The following is an 18113-nucleotide window of genomic DNA, read 5'->3' on the forward strand; positions in this document are numbered from 1 at the left end:
TTCCAGTGGTGATGCTATGACTATGCTGCCTGAAGGTCGGACAATATTTATTAGCCTCAAGTGGAAATTACTCGTAGCTGTGCTGATCATACTCACCTTCTTAGGTGGGATATTAGGTGGTTTCGCATATCGGCAACTCATCAATCAGCAGAATTACCTGCTGGAATCTCAGCGAGGTAAATTAGCTCAGAATCTGGAGACCTCCATCTCCTTGAGTGTCGAACACTCCTTATCTGCAGCCCAACAAATAGCATTGCTGGTCAATGATGCTCAGCAAACTCCCTCGGGCTACCAAGCCATGTTAGCGCTTCGTTGGCCCGATCTACAGCTCTACTGGGAGCTTGAACGGCTGAGTCTGATGTCGCTATCTGGTCAAATACTCGCTCATGCCGGTAAGTTAATCGACAGTACCGAGATGGACTGGTTTAAATCGGTTGCGGTGCAGTTGGAACCACATTGGCGCATCGTATGCTTACAAGAGTGTGTCATTCAGGTCTTAGTGCCTAACTTGTTACAGGGTGACCCGCACTTCTTATTTATGGAGACTGGCCTGACGGATATTTTGGCTCGGTTTAGGATTAATGAAACCTTTGAACTGGCGGTGCTAGCCCCTTCTACTGATGCCGGAGAGGGACAAGGTTATTGGGGCAGAGAGGTCTATAGCATTAGTAACAGGCACTCGAGTTTAATCCAGCTAGAACAAGCAGCAGCTCAATTTACCTGGGAGCAGATAGAGAACAGGGGAGGCGTCTATCAGGTAGGGGGGGAACTCTCTGCGCTGTGGATTTTTCCCTTGGCTAAAGGGGAGTCTCCGCCGGCGATATTGGTGATCAACAATATCAGTGATTGGCAGTCTCTGCTCCATGAGTTTCAGGAGAGCATGTTGGGTACTCTGCTGTTTAGTTTAGTCTTGTCCGCAGCCCTAGTCATATTGGCTGCCTGGACGCCTGTGGTTAGCTTGAGTCGTCATGCCACTCTACTTCCTATGCTCGCTGAACATGATTTTGAGACGCTGAAAGCTTTGTCACCTAAGACCTCTTCATTTATTGTCGATGAGGTGGACCTGATCAATATTGCGACGCTAAACCTTGCCGAGCGGCTGCAGAATCTGGAGTTGGAAGTTGACGAATATACGTGTGAATTAGAGCGACTCGCCATGTTAGACACTCTGACAGGTTTACCTAATAAGGCCATGCTCAATCATGAACTGCAGAAGACTATCGCCTGTGTCGGACGCATTCACGATAAGATAGCCTTGATGTTTCTCGATCTTGATGAATTTAAACGAATTAACGATACATTAGGCCATAGTCAGGGAGATGAGCTATTAAAGATAGTGGCCAAGCGGTTGAACCATAGCGTGCGTGCTATGGACACAGTGTTCAGGCAAGGGGGAGATGAGTTTCTTATTCTGCTCAGGGGGATCCGCTCGGAAGAGGATGTCCGCAAGGTTATTCATAAGATATTTTCCTCCCTGCAACAACCTATCGTGTTAGGACGCCATAAGCTGATCGTGACCACGAGTATCGGCGTCGCTTACTGTGAGAGTAATAATGTCAGGGCCGAAGAGCTGATTAAATACGCCGATCTGGCCATGTATCAGGCGAAATACGCGGGGCGCAGCAATTACCGGGTATTTACCCCGGAGATGCTACAAAGGGCGAATAACAAGTTGATGATAGAGCAAGATATCGGTGCAGCCATCGAAGAGAAGCAGTTGTCGCTCTCCTTGCAGCCGATAGTGTCACTCCCCGATGGCAAGGTGAAAGGATTCGAAGCCTTAATTCGCTGGCATCACCCACAGAGGGGCTTGATCATGCCGGGTGATTTTATACCCGACATCGAGGATAGTGAAGCCATCATACAGGTGGGGAATTACGTACTCGAAGAGGGAGGAGCCATCTTATCCCGGTTGATTGAGCAGGGCTGGGACGATCTCTACCTAGCGGTCAATCTGTCGGCGAAACACTATATGGATCCAGGTCTGATCCCTCTGGTGCAAGGTATCTTGTCAAAATACAATATTCCGCCCCAGAGCCTGCTGTTAGAGGTCACTGAGGAGAGTGTGATTGAGCAGGTCGATCTCGCCTTGTCTGCGATGAAGTCATTGAAGCGTCTGGGAGTTAGGATCGCCATAGATGATTTCGGAACCGGCTATTCCTCCCTGAGTTACCTCAAGCAGCTTCCATTCGATGTGCTGAAAATCGACCGTTGCTTTACCTCAGGTGTACTCGATAATAGCGTCGATACTCATATCGTCACCACAGTCATAGATCTGGCCCACAACTTGGGCAGAACCGTAGTGGCCGAAGGCATAGAAACCCAGGCACAGTGTGACTTTCTCGCCGCTGCCAGCTGTGAATTGGCTCAGGGTTACCTGTTCTCGAAACCTTTAGAAGAGAGGAAGGCGTTCAGAATACTCAATGAGATAGAGGGTCATGGGGTGTGGCCGGTAGAATCGCTGCCCCAGCTCGCTAAACTGGGGAGTTAATTGACGGTATTATTTGGCTGATTGAGACTCAGCCTTAGGCAGTAAACTGATTAGCTTAGTCGCGATATCTGTGTTGTCCTGATAACCAGCAAATAGACTGGCCGCAGGACCCGCTGCGAATACCTGTACGTCTATGGCAGTGTGCACGCTAGTGGTCCAGCCTGTGTTTGAGCGGCTATCTATGAGGAGTTTGATCGCTGTGGTCATCACCTCTTTACCTTGCATACGCGCTAGAGATAATTGAGACAGTTCATCATCATTAGGCTCAAAACCTAAATTTAGCGTGACTCGAGCTAGCCAGTCACCCTCGGCGAGGGCATCATCGGCGATAACCCCAGGGCTGGCTCGTACGCCCCTGATGATATTAGCGTCCCAGCGATACTCCTCGTTAGCACCTATGCTTAAGCCGCCGGTATCATGATCTGCCGTTACCACCATCAAGGTATCGTTATTGTTCCTGATGTACTGCTCCACGACTTCGATGGCGTTGGCGAATGCTTCCATCTCGCCCATGGCAGTGACAACATCATTACTGTGTCCGGCCCAGTCGATCAAGCTGCCCTCGACCAGCAGCACGAAGCCTCGATCATTTTGCGATAACAAGTCCAAGGCTTTCATTGTCATCTTGCTCAGCTTATTACTGTCACTATCATCGATGGCCCATGGGAGTTGCACTTCGGCAAACAGGCCTATGACCTTGCCTTGTTTGACCGAATCGAGCTGGTTAAAGTCCGACAGGTACTGATAGCCCTTAGCCTCGAATTTTTTTATCAGACTGGCGGGGAAATACTTCTGACCGCCGCCTAACATCACATCGGTATCGGTTTTAAGGTAGCTATGAGCTAACTCATCGTAATTGCGACGGCTTTCATTATGGCTGAGAAACGCCGCCGGCGTCGCATGGTTGATTTGTGATGTCACCGCCACTCCGGTGGAGAGTCCCAGAGCCTTAGCCTTTTCCATTATGGTGGCAATTGGCTGCTTGTTGGTATCCACAGAGATGGCGCCATTATAGGTCTTAGTCCCGGTGGCTAATGCCGTTGCCGAGGCGGCTGAATCTGTGACATAACCACTCACCCTAGCCGGATAAGTGCTCGAGGTTCCTACTAGTAATCGGTCGAATACCGTCTGCTCTATCTCTTGAGTATCCGGGTTGTCTTTATAGTATCGATAGGCGCTGGTATAGGCAGGTCCCATACCGTCACCTATCATGATCACAATATTTTTAGGGACGTTGGGTGCATTGCCTAACATGGTTTGCACTGGAGTGACTGCCTGAGCTGCGACGCCCATGCTGGCGAACAGTGCCACACCAGCCAACATACATTGTTTAAATAATTTTATTTTTTGCGTCACGCCCATTGCCAACATCCTAGTTTGCTTTAGTTTTATCTTCGATTTGGTTAAGTTCAATGAGGACACCAGTAATGATGTCCGCATCCTATAAGCTGCTTAAATCCGTGCTTTAATTCGTGATTCGATACGAGCTTCGATGGCATCCATTAGCATACCTGTGATGTCGACATCATAAGCCGCTTGGATCTCCTTGATACATGTTGGGCTAGTGACGTTGATCTCGGTGAGTTTATCGCCAATCACATCCAGGCCGACGAAGATCAGCCCGCGTTTTTTCAGCTCGGGTCCTATGCTGCGTGCTATGTGCCAGTCACTCTCAGACAAAGGTTGAGCGACGCCACGACCGCCTGCGGCTAAGTTGCCGCGAGTCTCACCCTTTTGCGGGATACGAGCCAGGGAGTAAGGCACAGGTTCACCATCGATGACCAAGATACGTTTATCACCCGCGGTGATGTCGGGAATAAAGGCTTGGATCATGGCATATCGCTGGCCGTTATCGGTCAGTGTCTCTATGATCACGCCTAAGTTAGGATCATTCTTCTTGACTCTGAAGATGGAGCTACCGCCCATGCCATCGAGTGGCTTGAGTATGATATCGCCTTTTTCCTGATAGAAGTTGCGGATACGGGTCTCATCTCTGGTCACTATGGTGTCTGGGGTAAACTCGGAGAACCAGGCTGTGAATAGCTTTTCATTGGCGTCACGAAGGCTCTGAGGCTTGTTGACGATCAGCACACCTTGCTCTTCGGCTCGCTCGAGCATGTAAGTCGCGTAGATAAACTCAGTATCAAATGGCGGGTCTTTACGCATTAACACCACATCAAGATCTGACATGGGAGTGTCGATCGCTTCTCCTAGCTCGAACCAGTTGTCAGGGTCTTGCTTAACGGTTAAGGCGCGCATATTAGCCATTGCCTTACCATTGACCATGGCCAGATCGCCCATCTCCATGTAGAAGAGTTGGTATCCACGGCTTTGAGCCGCGAGTAACATGGCGAAACTAGAATCTTTGCTAATGTTAATGTCGCTGATTGGATCCATTACTATGCCGAGCTTGATCATTTATTCGTTTCCTTATTTCCACATCTGCCGATGGGTCAATTGAATTCTATAATGTGCTTATGTAGGAGGTTTAGGCACTAATTTTTTGCTAGAACCTATAAGTCACCAAATTTGACTTGCAGGGCACTGATTGCCGTGAGCGCCGCAGTTTCTGTTCTCAGCACTCTTGGGCCCAATAGAATATCGGTAAATTTATCTTGTTCTGTCTTCAATATCTCAGTCTCTGAGAGCCCACCTTCTGGGCCGATCAATAGTCTCACTTTAGGAATCGTGAGGGATAATCCACCAATACCGTGTGCAGCCCTGGGGTGTAGATTTAACTTGAGTGAATCTGTCTGTTCACCACACCAGGCCTCTAATGACATGGCTGGTCTTATTTTTGGTACCTGGCTGCGTCCGGATTGCTCGCAAGCGCCAATCACTATCTTCTGCCACTGTTGTATTTTTTTGTCTAATCTTTCACCGGAGAGTTTTACGCCACAACGCTCTGAAAACAGAGGTGTGATTGTGTTGACGCCTAACTCTACCGATTTTTGAATGGTAAAGTCCATACGGTCACCACGGGAGATAACCTGTCCCAGATGAATATGCAGCGGTGACTCACTGGCGTTAGCGCTCGAAGATAAGACCTTAACGGAGACATTTTTCTTACTGGCAGAGATGATCTCAGCCAAATAGTCCTGGTCGCTACCATTGAATAGGCTGATTTGTTCGCCTGGGGCCATTCGCAGCACTCTGCCAATGTGTGACGCTGCCTCATCATGGAGCGCCAAGCTGTCACCGATTGCCAAAGGTGTGTCTTGATATATTCTTGGAATTCTCATCTATTTCTTACTCCGCAATCTGGGTATTTACAGCTGGTGAGTCGCATCTTTGTTTGACAAAAGGGTTATGGTTTCCCTGTGTCCGGGCGATCGCTTGGTCTCTCTTGCACTCGATAGTATCAACTGGATAAGTTTTATCCCATGCTTTGAACCGTTTTAATTGGCTTTTGGCGATCTTTAAGTCATGTCTGTTCTTTTGCGGGATTTTACGGGATGAATGGGAATAGACGCAAGCGCTTGGTAGGGGTAATACTAATAGTTATAAGAAATTTATAGGCCGTTAGGCTCTTTTTAGCGCCTGTTTACAGCGTCTGCAACGATACTGAGTCTCACCGCGGATCACCTTATTATGACGGCGAACACTCAGGGGAATGCTACCGCAATCGCATAAATAATCGAATGTTTTTCCTGCTACTGACTCAGTATTTAGAGTATGAGTCGTGGCTGGCTCTAGTTGATAAATCTCAATCATCAGGGCTTGCCATTCCTTGCCATGGGGTTTGACCTTGCCGTATAACCGATAAGCGAGTAGGTGGCAGATCTCATGTGGCACAACCTGATCGATGAAGGTCTGATGGTTTTCAAAGAGTAAAGTTGCGTTGAATCTGAGTAGATTGAGTTGCAGATGCGCCGTGCCCGCACTCTTACCCCTGAGGGTAAACTGGATTTCGGGGCGTGGAAACGTTCGCTGCAGCTGGGCCTCTGCTTGTCGGTAACAGTCTAGGACTTGCTCGGCTATCTGCTGGTGGCGTTCATCATCAAATTGGTAGTGGCCTCGTTCAATCGAGCCTGCTTGAGCCGTGTTGTTTGATCCGAATAAGTTAAACATGCTGCCCTGATTTACCACTAGATTTCTAAAAATGAGTCTTGAATGCTGCCAGTGCCAGTGCCAGTGCCAGTGCCAGTGCCAGTGCCAGTGCCAGTGCCAGTGCCAGTGCCAGAATCGGTATAAGTTAACTAGACAGAACTGAATAATGCAATGACTCAATTTATTATTGAGCAGTTTCATTTATTCACGATGACCGAAAACAGGCTATAGGCTCTTAGCCCCGGCGATCACCATGGCCCTTATCTGCTCGACTATGTCGGTTTCTGCCTTAGCATCATAGCCCTTCACTCTCGGAGTGTGGATATGACCGACAGGGATCTCGCTGTTAAATTGCTGCTGCAATAAGACGGCGCGATATGAGATCTCATTCGATAGATAACCGCCACCTGAGCCTTCAACCGAGGTAGCTGCTTGCAACTCGAATAAGGAGCTAGCGTTAAACTCGCCTCTAGCCAGTGTGGTGACACTGTGGTTATCGTTCACCTGCCATTTAACCGCACCTCCCTGAACCGATTGCATGGCCGCAACCGGCAGAGAAAACTCAACAAACTCGGGACCGTTAAGCGTCTTACCATTAAACATAGGGGCAACTGGATTTTCCTTATTGCCGCCTGTCAGTATGTTTAGGTTATCCGGTGCTGATGCGCTGCGATTACGCCCAGGGAAGCGTTCGAGATCGAAATCGTCTCTTCCCATACTGACAGTGATGATCATATCCAGGCTATTTTCGCGGTAATAAGGCGTGAGCAGAGACTCGATGATACCTTGATCGAAGTCGGCGAAGCGTACCGGGATCATCACAGTCTGTATTTGTGCCTTCTTGCCATTGACCGAAAATTGATAGCCATCCAGTGCCAGCGCCGCTAAGCCCGAAGGGTTGCTCTGTGCTATATTTCGGTCGAGGAAGAAGGGATCGAATCCGCTCAGCAAGATCTTGATCTGAGTATCGGCAGCGAAGCTAATATTACTGAAGCCTCTGGAAGACTTCTCTACTGCGCTCAGGTTGATATTGCGCTGCCAGGGAGCTATCCGGAACGAAGGGGCTTGTTGTTTGAGCAAGGTCTTCATGGCCAGGCGTCCCCAGTACAGGGGACGGTCATCTTGCCCGCCCGATTGCACATCTCTGACAGCCTGCTGCCATAGCCGTTCTCCTTGACGAGCCACCATCTGAGTCATCAAGAGTTCATCGGTTTGCTGACGATACTGCTTATCTAAGCTGTCGACTAGTGCTTGATAGCGTCCAACGACCTCAGGCATAGCCTGAGTCGCGGTGCCAATACGTGCCTCTTCGATATCAAGATTAGCCATAGCGCTAGTGCTGAAAATTGCACCGGACACGAGTCCTGCGACGGCAAGTGCTAAACAGGATTTCGTCATGGCGGGCTCCTTTTTATCTGCAATAGAGAGTAATGTAGAATTGATTTTATTGTTGATGATTTATCAATTAATGAGTCATCGATTTACGCGTTTCATGACCAGTGACTGAGTATGCACGACAAGTGAGCGCAAATAAAGTATCTCATTTGTTGCGTTTTACCCTGTTGGCTTGTTGCTTTTAAGTTGTAAGTTTTAAGTTGTAAGTAAATTCAAGGTTAGCCAGTTTCATCGAGGCATTCTAACTTTCATCAGGATCTAAAGTTTGGCTTATTTCTGCGCTTTACCCCTTTCTCGGCTCAGTTTCTGACTTATAACTTCGCGCTTTCTTTGGCCTATCTGAGCCCATAGTTTGTTTAAAACCTACATCATCAAGGATTGCAGTGATTCCTGATTGCTGAAGCGTTTGGTGAAGAAGTCCAGGAATACACTGATATTGGTGGCCAGTTGTCGTCGGCTCGAGTAGACACCATAGACTTTAAATGCCTCGATGGGCCATTCCTGCAGGATTGGCACTAGGGAGCCGCTGGCCAGCTCATTTTTGCATACCGAGTTAGATAACATGGCGATGCCAAAATCATCCTGAGCCAGTTTTTTCACCATCACGGCGCTGTTGACTCGGACCTTACGCTTGAAGCTGACCATGGTCTTTCTGCTGCCTTTTCCCAGGGGCCAGATGGGCGCAGAACGTGAGGTACCCAGTAAGATACCATCATGATTGGCTAGTTCTTGTGGTGTGGCCGGCGTGCCATTGGCCTTCAGGTAGCCTGGGCTGGCGACTAAGATAGGTTGACGCTCGAATAGCAGGCGGGCGACTAAGTCCGAGGATTGCAGTGGGCCATACTTGATGGCAATATCATAACCTTCACCGACCAGACCTACTTCACTGTCGGTAAACTGCACATCCAGTTCTACGTTGGGGTAGAGGCGCATAAAGCTGCTACATAGGTTGGCGATAAGTTCTTGACTGAATGAGACGGGGATCGCGATGCGTAGGGAGCCGGAAACATCGTTATTGGTGTTTTCTATGGTGGCCTTGGCTGCCTCTATTTCGTCACGAATACTGATGCAATGCTGATAGAAGAGCGCACCTACCTGAGTGAGGCTCAAATTTCGAGTATCTCGCTGCAGTAAACGTACGCCTAATTGCTCTTCTAACCGAGCAACCTTACGACTTATGGTTGATTTTGGCATGCCTGTTTCGCGGGCCGCTTGAGAGAAGCCTTTGGCTCTAACTACCGCCGCAAACAGCATCATACCGTTAAGATCTGGCATGTTTTTATCACTGTCTCAAATATGGAACATAGCGTCTAGCCTAGTTTAATGGTATTTGACACCGTAACAAAGTTATATTTACTCGCTAAAAATTTTAGAGGCTAAGCAGAGGATCAATGATGACCAGCAACAATCAGCCCACAAACCAGAATCAGGCTCAATCTGCCGACCCGCTTTTTCTGAAAGCAGAACATCTGGCACAAGACTTTTCACTGTTTCCTAAACACAGTAAACAGAGCCTAGCCGAAGAGATCAAGGGTCTCTTGGGTGAAGACACGATTCAAGCTAACTTGAAAGAGTTAGATCAACTCGATGTCGATGGTTACGTCACTAAGGTGATTCAACCTACATTAGATAAAAATCGCGCCGGTGCTAAGCGTGTCATTGCCGATCTTAAAGGCAAACTTATTGCTGAAACCCATCAAGGGCCTTTTTATAGTGCCGAGATCGAATTGAACTTCGGTATCCGCACTCGCCGTATCGGTTTCATTGCCCAGGAACGCACCACGAATAACGGCGCCTGGATGCCAGAGCATCACTTGGCAGCATGTAAGGCGATTCGCAAGTTTGCAGAACTGTCTATGCCGATCATCTATCTAATCGACACCCCTGGTGCCGATGCGGGTGAGGTGGCTAACAGTCAGAATCAGGCCCATAGTATCTCGAAGGCGATTGCCGAGAGTGCTAACGTCGACGTGCCAACCGTAGGTATCGTGATCGGTGCCGGTTACTCGGGTGGTGCTATCCCACTGGCCGCGGCTAACATCTTATTGTCACTGCGCGATGGCATCTTCAACACCATTCAACCTCAGGGCCTGCAGAGCATAGCCCGTAAGTACAACTTGTCTTGGCAAGAATGTGCTAAATCGGTAGGTGTGGCACCTGAAGAGCTGTATACCTCAGGTTGTATCGACGGCATTATCGATTTTTCTCCATCGGACAAGGATGAGCGTCAGCATAACCTGCGCCGCGCTATCATCAGCAGTATCGAAGCGGTAGAAAATGCCGCCGTGCAGTTCGTGAGAGAATCGAAAGACCTGCGTGAGCACTATGATCGCAGCCTGGCTCGTTTCCTGAACCCATCTAAGAGTTTAGAGGCGCTGGAGCACCACGCCGAGCTGTCGGTTACTCATAACCCGACCATGCATCTTAACTTGTTTGGTAGTTCATACCGTTACCTGCGTTACCTGACGCTTCGTAGCCGTATCCAGTCTATCTCTCAAGAGCAGTATGGCCGCCTGTCTAAGGTGAGTGTGCCAGAAGGTGATCTGCTTGCGCGTATTCAGCAAGAGCAAGACCGCGTGTTCCAGTCTTGGTTATCTAACCCGGATAAGCTGGTTTATGACGAAGAGTTAAACAAACTTTGGGGCAATTTCACCGCTAAGCGTGATGATGTTTCTACCGAACGTAATATGCTGACTCGCTTGATCTTGGGTGAGCCCAAAGAGAACTATAAGAAGGCCCGTAAGGCGCTTATCTTCAATATCAGCTGGTCTCTGTTTCACCGTTGGAAAGGCAATGCCGAGAACAACTTTAAAGGCCTGATCCAGTATCTGGAGACGCTTCCATCTGAAGTGACTCAGGCAGATTGGCCAGAGCTTAACAAGCTCACCGTGTTGGATGTGGTGATCCACGACGAACTGCGTGAAGACTTTATCTGGCAGTGTCACAACATACTCATCTTCAATGCCCTGTATGACAATGTCGTGGGCAACTTAGCCTCTATTGCTAAAGAAGCCATGATGTCTAAGAGCTTGTCACGTGCCTCGGTCGATAACCTGCTACACAGCTCAATTGACCGCGCATTGTCGACTCAAGATGTAGCCCAGGATAAGGCTAAATTCTACAAGTGGCTCAAATACTTCATGAGTCAGTCGAATCGAGCTGAGCTACTGACTAAGACTGAGCAGTGGAAGAGTGTTGGTTTCCCTCAGTTAAACGACAGCTTGTTCGTTATCCTGACCTACTTCTTCGAGCGCTTGCTACCTGAGTATTTCGATAGTGAAGAGGAAAATGCTGAATACACAGGTGCAATCAACCCTGTGCGTATCGGTCGCCGTAAAGATTTCTGGAACCGTCTCACCATGGGCTATCAGGATCTCTTGATCCAGAAAGTACTGCGCGATGAGAAGCGTGCCGGTAAGATGGGCTGGGAAAGTATTATTGGTAAGTTCTTCACCGATTTCGATGAGATCAATGACGATAAGATGACGGCCAACTTGCTCAACTTCCCTGGGTTCCGTCTTTCCATCGAAGATGCACTGGATAAGGGTATTCGTCCCTGTGGTCTGATCACAGGTATGGCGGATTTCGAGCGTAACGGTCAACAGATGCGCGTCGGTGTTGCGGTATCTAACACGGCCTTCCAGGCTGGCGCCTTCGATATGGCCAGCGCCGAGAAGTTCTGTGCGCTATTGATCGAGTGTGCCAAGCGTAAGTTGCCTGTCATCTGTTTCATCAGCTCAGGCGGCATGCAGACTAAAGAAGGTGCGGCTGCACTCTTCTCTATGGCCGTGGTTAACGATCGTATCACTCGCTTCATCCGTGATAACGAGCTACCTGTGCTCATGTTTGGTTTTGGTGACTGTACCGGTGGTGCTCAGGCGAGCCTAGTGACTCACCCATTAGTGCAAACCTATTACCTATCGGGTACCAACATGCCGTTCGCGGGTCAGATGGTTGTTCCGGCTTACCTGCCGTCAACTGCGACCCTGTCTAACTACTTGTCGAAAGTGCCGGGTGCGATGAATGCCTTGGTGACTCACCCATTCAGCAACACCATAGATGACCAGTTAGGCAGTATCGATCCTCTGATGCCTAAGCCTACGGCTCAGATTGAAGATGTGATTGCCAACGCCCTATCTGCGCTCGTTCCTGAGATGATGTCTGCCGATGAAGAGATAGTGCAAGACGACCCTCGTGAACTGATGAAGCCGATCAAGAAGGTATTGATCCATGCACGTGGTTGTACTGCGGTTAAGCTAATTCGTAAGGCCCATGATAACGGCATCGACGTTGTGTTAGTGGCATCGGATCCGGATATGACTTCGGTACCGGCCGATATGCTTAAGGGTAACGATAAACTGGTCTGTATCGGTGGTAACACCTCAGATGAGAGTTACCTCAACGCATACTCTGTGCTTAAAGTGGCCGAATATGAAAATGTCGATGCCCTGCACCCGGGTATTGGTTTCCTATCTGAAAGCCCACAATTCGCCGCTCTGTGTGTCAATAATGGCGTTAACTTCGTCGGACCGAGTGTTCACAGCATGACGACCATGGGCAACAAGTCTAATGCGATTAAGACGTCCCAGGACAATGGTGTTCCTGTGGTGCCTGGTAGTCACGGTATCTTGAGCAATGCGGAGCAAGCGGTAAACGTCGCTAATGAGATAGGTTACCCAGTGCTGCTTAAGGCAGTACAAGGTGGTGGCGGTAAAGGTATCCAGGTCGTTGAGCGTCAAGGGGACATGATCAGCCTGTTCCAACAGACTGCAACCGAAGCGGCTGCGGCGTTTGGTAATGGCGATCTCTATCTTGAGAAGTACGTCACTTCACTGCGTCACATCGAAGTACAGCTTCTGCGTGATAAGTTTGGTAATACTAAGGTATTGGGTATTCGTGATTGTTCGGTTCAGCGTAACAACCAGAAGGTTGTCGAGGAGTCGGGTTCGACCATGCTGCCAGCCGATCTGAAAGCTAAGGTACTTCAATATACTCTAGACCTTGGTAATGCCACCGATTACATGGGTGCGGGTACGGTCGAGTTTATCTATAACTTAGACACTAACGAAGTCTACTTTATGGAGATGAACACACGTCTGCAGGTTGAGCATCCAGTTACCGAGGCAACATCGGGTATCGATATTGTCAGTGCGGGTTTCGATATTGCTGCGGGTCGCTCGATCGAAGCCTTAGAGCCACAAGACAAGGGCTACGCCATCGAAGTGCGTGTTACCGCCGAGAAGGCTGCTCTGGACAGCAATGGTGTGCTGCAGCTGTTACCTCATCCGGGTATGATCACCGAATACCAGATGCCTGAGCGTGATGACATAGAGATCATCTCTATCGCTGATGCGGGTAAAGAGGTCTCACCTTACTATGACAGCTTGATCGCACAGATCATCTGCCGTGGTGAGAGTCGTGAAGATGTGATTAACAAGCTGCATGATTATCTTGCCGATCACGTAGTGATTAAGGGTATTGCGACTAACATCCCACTGCTGACACGTATCTTGAAAGATGGCACCTTCAACGAAGGTGTTTACGACACTAACTACTTGCCTCGTCTGATGGCCGAGTTAGACGTGCCTGAGCTGATTGCCGAGATGGAAGCCGCTGCGGAAACTGTCGGCGTCGATACCGCCTCACTGCGCGTCGGTGAGAGTAACGAGCTGAAAGTGATGGCACAAGGTGCAGGTATCTTCTACACCTCTCCAGCGCCAGGTGAGGCTGACTTCGTTAAAGAAGGTGACATAGTTACTGTAGGTCAGACTTTAGCGCTTACAGAGGCGATGAAGATGTTCTCACAGCTTAGTTTGGCGGGCTATAATCGTCCCGATGCGGTGCTGTATCCTGAAGATAAGAAATATCGTATCGAACGGGTGCTTAACAGCAATGGTCAGCAGGTGTCTCAAGGTGATCTCCTGTTTGTGGTATCGCCTGTCGAGAGTTAATGTTTTATCTCGCATTGCAATGCATGCGCGTTAATCGTCATTAAAATATGGATCCCCGTCACATGTGATGGGGATTTTTTTATGTTCATTTTTCTAATGCTAGGTATAAAATCGATATAGCAGTCTAATCAAGCTCCAACTTCAACCTTCAACCTTCAGCCTCAAATGCACAATTGTTGTGGGCTATTTATGATTAGTACATTGCCGTTCTAGTGCTAAGTGCTCTACTTTTAAAGGAGACGTATCTTTGCCTGCCTAGGGGCGCTATGACGGAAACACTAATTAGCAAGAAGCCAAATGGGAATACAGTCTATAGCATCGACATTCCGTTTCGGCTGGTGGGCGGCATCGCCTTGCTACTTATCTTGCCCCTTTGTGTGATGGCTCAGGCACAGGCTCAAGCTAATGAAAACTCGGTTGAACAATCGATTTTGACCGATTTTAACTTGAGGCTCAGTGGTTTCGGTACCTTAGGTGTGGTGAAAAACTCCAGCGATGAACTTTACTTTCATCGGGAGTTCAGCATGAAGGCCAGTAGTTCCGAGTACTCCTTCAAGACAGACAGTCTATTGGGTCTACAGCTCAATGGCGACGTCACCGAGCGGCTCGATGGCGTCGCTCAGGTGGTAATCAAGGACAGGGCCAGTGTTGATGCACTCGATAGCATAGAGCTCCTGTTTCTTCGTTACAGGCCGAGCCGAGGTTGGGCAATTAGGGCGGGAAGGACCAGCACAGATCTTTATATGCTGTCTGAGTACAGAAACGTCAGCTACGCCTATCTCTGGTCTAGGCCGATTCCTGAATTTTATGCTATTACCTCATCTGTCGCGAAAATTGATGGACTCGATATCAGTTATATCCTCAGTTTAGAGGAAGGAAGCTGGGAGACTAAGCTGGCCTACGGCATCACGCATTCCTCGCTGATCTCTCAGGCTGGTCTGGTGGAGTTAGATTTTAACCATGCCCTCGCGCTCACCTCCATCTATACCGAAAATGATTGGACCATGCGACTCGCCGTTGTTTCGATCGAAGTGGACGAAATCGAGTTCTTGACCAATGAATTGGTCGAGGGGCTAAACCTAGTACCTGATACATTGTGGCCAGAGGCTGGGAAACTGGCACAGAGTATCGATGGGCCGGGGAAAAAATTGGCATATTACGCCTTAGGTTTTCAATATGATCATATGAACTGGGTCATTCAGTCAGAACTGGGTTATATCGACTCTGAATGGGGCATATTTCAATCTTTATATAATGGCTACCTGAGTGTGGGTTACCGAGTGGATGAGATCACTTACTATGGCGTATTGGCCTCTATCGATAACGCTGAGGAGCCGGACGAATATGTATCGCCGCAATTACCCGATCAGTTACCCCAAGAGTTAAAGGCAGGGATTGCTGCCCTATATGAAGGGGGAGTGGCGGCATTAAGTGTGAGTCAGTTTGAGCAGACGACATTCAGCTTAGGGCTGAGGTGGGATCTTTACCCCGACGCCTGCATTAAGCTTCAATGGGATCATACTTGGATCGATCAAGGGGGCATGGCGATGTGGACCCAGGCTCAGCAGCAAGTTGGAGATGCCGAGGTGGATCTCCTATCACTTAATATCAACTTTATTTTCAGCCTGTGAAGTATTTAGCCGCTTTAGTCATCCTGATGCTCTGTGTGCCCATTCACGCCGAAGGCGAATTGCTGGTGGTGGTCAGCCGCGAGAGTCGTGTGGAGTCATTGACTAAGATTGAGGTAGTGGATCTGTTTATGGGCCGCTATGTGAATTTTCCTAATGGTGATAAGGCCAAGGTGTTCGATCTTGCTCCTCAGTCTGAGATCAAAGGACAATTTTATCAAAGGTTGGTGAGCCGAACCGAGGCACAAATTGATGCCTATTGGGCTAGGTTACTCTTCTCTGGCCGTAATTCTCCCCCAGAAGAAACCGAGTCACCGGGTCAGTTAATTGAGGAACTTGTGAACTCGAGCCAAGGCATAGGTTATATATCCAGTCAGGACTTAACAGATTCACTAAAAGTGGTATATCGATTTGAGGCACTTTAGGCATCAGCTATATTTCAAGGTGGCACTCGCCATTGCGCTGAGTGTGGCCCTAGTCGCTGTGCTGAGTTCATATTTTTTCTATTTCGAAGAGGTGGAACGCAATGAACGGGTCTCGAGGGAACATGTTAGTCAGTTGTCCAGAACCATAGAGAAGACGGCGTCTATTGCCGTGTATGTGCAAGATTTGGTGTTAGCCAGGGAGATCATCGATGGCTTGGCGATTAATGATGTGGTTTCCGAGGCTGAATTGATCAGTGAACCTGGGTTTTCTGTGTATTCAGGAGCACAGAGCCTTATCGACAGACAGGGCGTCGCGACTCTGATCTTATACCACCCCTTTTCCGAGAATGTGGTCATAGGTCAGCTTAAGATATTACCTAATGAGGTGTTTATTCATCATAACGCTAAGGATTCCGCCGTAAATCAGGCCTGGATGTTGGCATTGTTAACTGTGGTGACAGCGGTTCTGGTGTCTTTTATTGTCCATAAGACCTTAACGTCCCCATTAAATATGATCACAAATCGTTTCGAAGAGGTGAAGCCAGGTGAAGATATCAAACTCACAATGCCTCGATTTCATCAGAAAGATGAGATTGGCCGTCTGGTTAAAGGGATCAACGCTCTGGTCTCATCTCTGAATAACTCTATAGGCTCGGAACGGAATTTGAGAGAAAAAACCGAAATTTTGGAGAAGAAATTCAGACTCATCTTCGAACAAGCCAGTGCGGGTATCTGCCTGATTGATAATGACAACATATTGGTCACCGCTAACCCAGCCTTCGAGCGCATTATCTATAAATCACATAGCATCGAAGATGCTATCGGCCTGAGACTCACGGACTGGTTTTACAATCAGCAGCAATTAGAGAGCTTTCTTAATGACATCAGGCTGGGTCATCATTCAGATACGGTGGCTGTCGACCTTAAGATGGAGACCCTATCAGGCACGCCGGATTGCTGGGTACATTGCCTGTTTTCTAAGGTATTAGATGAAGCTCAACAGACCTGCGTGATGTTAGAAGTGCTGATGTATGATGTGACTGAGCGCACACAGAGAGAGATAAATACTCGCTTCGAAGCCGATCATGACGCCCTCACTCATCTCAAAAATCGCAGGGCCGGCAGCCGAGCACTGCTAGCATTATTTGACCGGGCTGAGGCGAATGGCAAAGTTGCTGTGATCATGAATATCGATCTGGATAACTTCAAGACGATCAACGATGTCGATGGTCATGAGGCCGGTGACATGGTCTTGATAGAGGTCGGTCGTCGCATGATGGTTGTGTTTAGAAACGATGACCTTTGCATCCGTTGGGGAGGGGATGAGTTTGTCGTGGGGTGTTACTTCGATAACACCCATTTCGAAGAACGTAGCCTGCCTGTGATCCAGAGGTTAGCATCGGCACTCAGAGATGCGTTAAATCAAGATGTGCTGCTGAGCGATGGCGAACAAATTAAGGTGAGTGCCAGTATCGGTATCGCCATGTACCCACAACATGGTGATCAGCTTGAATCAGTGTTATCCGCGGCCGATAAGGCCATGTACGTGTCAAAGCAGCAAGGTCAAAATCAATATAACATCTTCGATCCTAAGCTTATGAGTGAGGCTGAGATTCACTCTAAAGACGATTTAAAGGTTCAGTCTCAGACTCAGACAGATTCAAAAAATGAGTGACAATGCTCACTATTAACGAGTTGCTCGAGTGTGCTACTAGTTTAACAGTTTATGATCGTCGGGAAGTTGTCTACTAATCCATAAAACCAATTTGTGTTTCATATTTGGCCCGTCTTCTTTATCCACTGCTAGTGGTTGAATGAGCTTATCGGTAACGAGCAGACGATAGATACATTCGACTTTATCTTTGGGTGAAATTCCTTTGCCGAAATCGTCAAAGCCACGTTTTTTTGCGTAACCGACACCTATTTCCATGGCGAGTTTTAGCAGTTGCGGATCATGTTTACCTTGCTTCATATGAGGTCTCTCAAAAGGTGTATTGGTCTGTTAATTAAATTACCTGAATTGAATGATATAGCAAGGAGAGGTTTCAGGTTTCAACTTCTAGGAACGTCTATCTTGTTAAATCTGCATGTGGCAGTTCATACCGCTGTTTTTCTTGAGGTTGATCGGGTATTTCGCCCTATGGGGGATCAATGTAGGCCGATGTAAAAAAGT

The 18113-nt window shown here is 48.3% G+C and carries 12 protein-coding genes and 1 pseudogene; 5 read left to right on the forward strand and 8 right to left on the reverse strand.

Going from position 1 to position 18113, the window contains the following annotated elements; translation table 11 throughout:
• Window positions 1–2491: putative bifunctional diguanylate cyclase/phosphodiesterase (locus tag HRU42_RS17400; RefSeq protein ID WP_367227196.1), on the forward strand; the 2491-nt coding region annotated here is incomplete at its 5' end.
• Between the two features lie 9 nt (window positions 2492–2500).
• Here the strand turns inward: HRU42_RS17400 and HRU42_RS17405 are convergent.
• From HRU42_RS17405 to HRU42_RS17435, 7 genes and pseudogenes are all read right to left on the reverse strand, one after another.
• Window positions 2501–3784 (reverse strand): alkaline phosphatase, encoded by a 1284-nt coding sequence (locus HRU42_RS17405; RefSeq protein WP_295032921.1) that lies wholly within the window; start codon window positions 3782–3784, stop codon window positions 2501–2503.
• A 159-nt stretch (window positions 3785–3943) separates the two neighbouring features.
• Window positions 3944–4909, reverse strand: coding sequence for a glutathione synthase (gene gshB, locus HRU42_RS17410; RefSeq protein WP_295032907.1), 966 nt, complete (start codon window positions 4907–4909; stop codon window positions 3944–3946).
• Between the two features lie 95 nt (window positions 4910–5004).
• Window positions 5005–5733, reverse strand: a complete 729-nt coding sequence (gene rsmE / locus HRU42_RS17415) for a 16S rRNA (uracil(1498)-N(3))-methyltransferase (RefSeq protein WP_295032909.1) — start codon at window positions 5731–5733, stop codon at window positions 5005–5007.
• Window positions 5734–5740: 7 nt separating this feature from the next.
• Window positions 5741–5920: pseudogene (locus tag HRU42_RS17420) on the reverse strand (endonuclease); the annotation flags it as partial.
• A 93-nt stretch (window positions 5921–6013) separates the two neighbouring features.
• Complete coding sequence (locus HRU42_RS17425; RefSeq protein ID WP_295032910.1) at window positions 6014–6562, reverse strand: SprT family zinc-dependent metalloprotease; 549 nt, start codon at window positions 6560–6562, stop codon at window positions 6014–6016.
• Between the two features lie 204 nt (window positions 6563–6766).
• Window positions 6767–7939 (reverse strand): hypothetical protein, encoded by a 1173-nt coding sequence (locus tag HRU42_RS17430; protein ID WP_295032911.1) that lies wholly within the window; start codon window positions 7937–7939, stop codon window positions 6767–6769.
• Between the two features lie 360 nt (window positions 7940–8299).
• Window positions 8300–9211, reverse strand: coding sequence for a LysR family transcriptional regulator (locus HRU42_RS17435; protein ID WP_295032913.1), 912 nt, complete (start codon window positions 9209–9211; stop codon window positions 8300–8302).
• Between the two features lie 119 nt (window positions 9212–9330).
• On the opposite strand from HRU42_RS17435, the gene HRU42_RS17440 reads away from it, so the two are divergent.
• The 4 genes from HRU42_RS17440 (at window position 9331) to HRU42_RS17455 (ending at window position 17615) form a co-directional block, all read left to right on the forward strand.
• Complete coding sequence (locus HRU42_RS17440; RefSeq protein ID WP_295032914.1) at window positions 9331–13887, forward strand: biotin carboxylase N-terminal domain-containing protein; 4557 nt, start codon at window positions 9331–9333, stop codon at window positions 13885–13887.
• Between the two features lie 266 nt (window positions 13888–14153).
• Complete coding sequence (locus HRU42_RS17445; RefSeq protein WP_295032915.1) at window positions 14154–15518, forward strand: hypothetical protein; 1365 nt, start codon at window positions 14154–14156, stop codon at window positions 15516–15518.
• Window positions 15515–15940, forward strand: coding sequence for a hypothetical protein (locus tag HRU42_RS17450; protein ID WP_295032917.1), 426 nt, complete (start codon window positions 15515–15517; stop codon window positions 15938–15940). Before HRU42_RS17445 ends, HRU42_RS17450 begins: the two co-directional genes overlap by 4 nt.
• A complete protein-coding gene (locus tag HRU42_RS17455; RefSeq protein ID WP_295032918.1) occupies window positions 15927–17615 on the forward strand; it encodes a sensor domain-containing diguanylate cyclase in 1689 nt (562 codons plus the stop codon). Before HRU42_RS17450 ends, HRU42_RS17455 begins: the two co-directional genes overlap by 14 nt.
• A gap of 36 nt (window positions 17616–17651) precedes the next feature.
• Here the strand turns inward: HRU42_RS17455 and HRU42_RS17460 are convergent, their stop codons facing one another.
• Window positions 17652–17912, reverse strand: coding sequence for a DUF5062 family protein (locus HRU42_RS17460; RefSeq protein WP_295032919.1), 261 nt, complete (start codon window positions 17910–17912; stop codon window positions 17652–17654).
• Window positions 17913–18113: the final 201 nt, after the last annotated feature.

This window comes from Shewanella sp. (assembly GCF_013214165.1).
Classification (GTDB): domain Bacteria; phylum Pseudomonadota; class Gammaproteobacteria; order Enterobacterales; family Shewanellaceae; genus Shewanella.

What these genes read in the sequence shown, in the direction of transcription:
- HRU42_RS17425 (WP_295032910.1), bottom strand. Translation starts at nt 6,562, where the DNA reads ATGTTTAACTTATTCGGATCAAACAACACGGCTCAAGCAGGCTCGATT.
- HRU42_RS17430 (WP_295032911.1), bottom strand. Translation starts at nt 7,939, where the DNA reads ATGACGAAATCCTGTTTAGCACTTGCCGTCGCAGGACTCGTGTCCGGT.
- HRU42_RS17445 (WP_295032915.1), top strand. Translation starts at nt 14,154, where the DNA reads ATGACGGAAACACTAATTAGCAAGAAGCCAAATGGGAATACAGTCTAT.
- HRU42_RS17460 (WP_295032919.1), bottom strand. Translation starts at nt 17,912, where the DNA reads ATGAAGCAAGGTAAACATGATCCGCAACTGCTAAAACTCGCCATGGAA.
- gshB (WP_295032907.1), bottom strand. Translation starts at nt 4,909, where the DNA reads ATGATCAAGCTCGGCATAGTAATGGATCCAATCAGCGACATTAACATT.
- rsmE (WP_295032909.1), bottom strand. Translation starts at nt 5,733, where the DNA reads ATGAGAATTCCAAGAATATATCAAGACACACCTTTGGCAATCGGTGAC.
- HRU42_RS17405 (WP_295032921.1), bottom strand. Translation starts at nt 3,784, where the DNA reads ATGGGCGTCGCAGCTCAGGCAGTCACTCCAGTGCAAACCATGTTAGGC.
- HRU42_RS17440 (WP_295032914.1), top strand. Translation starts at nt 9,331, where the DNA reads ATGACCAGCAACAATCAGCCCACAAACCAGAATCAGGCTCAATCTGCC.
- HRU42_RS17435 (WP_295032913.1), bottom strand. Translation starts at nt 9,211, where the DNA reads ATGCCAGATCTTAACGGTATGATGCTGTTTGCGGCGGTAGTTAGAGCC.